This window comes from Streptomyces sp. NPDC005070 (assembly GCF_053600395.1).
Genome location: NZ_JBSFZS010000583.1, coordinates 1 through 1,080, shown reverse-complemented (window position 1 = coordinate 1,080; position 1,080 = coordinate 1). Strand labels below are relative to the sequence as shown.

General features: G+C 64.0%; 1 protein-coding gene. It reads right to left on the bottom strand.

Translation table 11 applies throughout. The annotated features are described in order from the left end of the window. Positions 1–100: 100 nt before the first annotated feature. Positions 101–445, bottom strand: a complete 345-nt coding sequence (locus ACWEBX_RS41340) for a hypothetical protein (RefSeq protein ID WP_451889807.1) — start codon at positions 443–445, stop codon at positions 101–103. Between the last annotated feature and the right edge of the window lie 635 nt (positions 446–1,080).

Sequence of the window (1,080 nt, the reverse complement as noted above, 5' to 3'; positions counted from 1 at the left end):
GCTGGAAGGCCTCGTCACCGACACTAACGTCGCCGGGGACCTACGCCTGGATGCAGCCGAGGCACTCGTTCGAAGAGGAAGCGCACGCGTTGCAGGCCTGCTAGCCCATCTGGCCACAGGAGATCAACTCCACTATTTCAACAAGTCGCACGCAGTGCAGATTCTTGCCCGACCGGACGCGGTGGGAGGGACCGACGCACTCGGCGACCTGGCCACTGAGATAGCTCAGCACCCCCTCGGCCATCAGTACGGCCCCTGGGAAACTGTAATCGCAGCCTTGGCGCAATCGGCTGACCCTCAGGCCACAGATCATCTGATAGGCATTGTCGGCGATACAGACGTGCCGCAGTACATGCGAGCCGACGCCGCAGAACAGCTGGGCAAGCGAGGTGACCGGCGCAGCACCGAGATCCTTGCAGCAGTTTGTGCCGACACCGACACCCACGCTGAATCTCGTGTTCGTATGGCGACCGCGTTGGCCCGACTCGCCGATCCACGCGGAGCAGACATCCTGGCAGCAGTGGTCGGCGACCTCTTGGCCAACGATGGCATCCGCACAGATGCAGCGATGGCACTTGCTGACGCTGGAGACGCGCGTGCCCCAGATGCGCTGGCCGTCTTGTGCACCACACGATCTCCCACGCTTCAAGCGGCTGTCCGGCTGGCCGAGTTGGGAGATGCACGAGCGGCCCAGCCGCTCGCAGTCCTTGTGGAACGGGCAGACCGTAGACGGCGGGAGAATCCCAGCAGGCGACGCGGCCGAGTGCTCCCCGACCTGTACGGACGCCAACGGTGGGCCATTGAAGTCGAGAGAGCAATGCAAGCTCTCAGTGCCCTCGACATGGAGGAGGCCACTCAGGCCCTGGCCACTCTTGCAGAGTGCAGTGCCCTCACACACTGCCTGCGTGTTCAAGCTGCGGAAGAACTCATACGGCGCGGAGATCCCCGAGGTGCGCCCACTCGCGCAGCCCTGAACGGATAGTGCCGATGGCCGAGTTCACCGCCTCAATCCGTGAGCTCTTTCAGCGTGGCCACTGATCGGGTGACGCTCGAGGGAGGGTTGCTGGCGCAACGGACGAG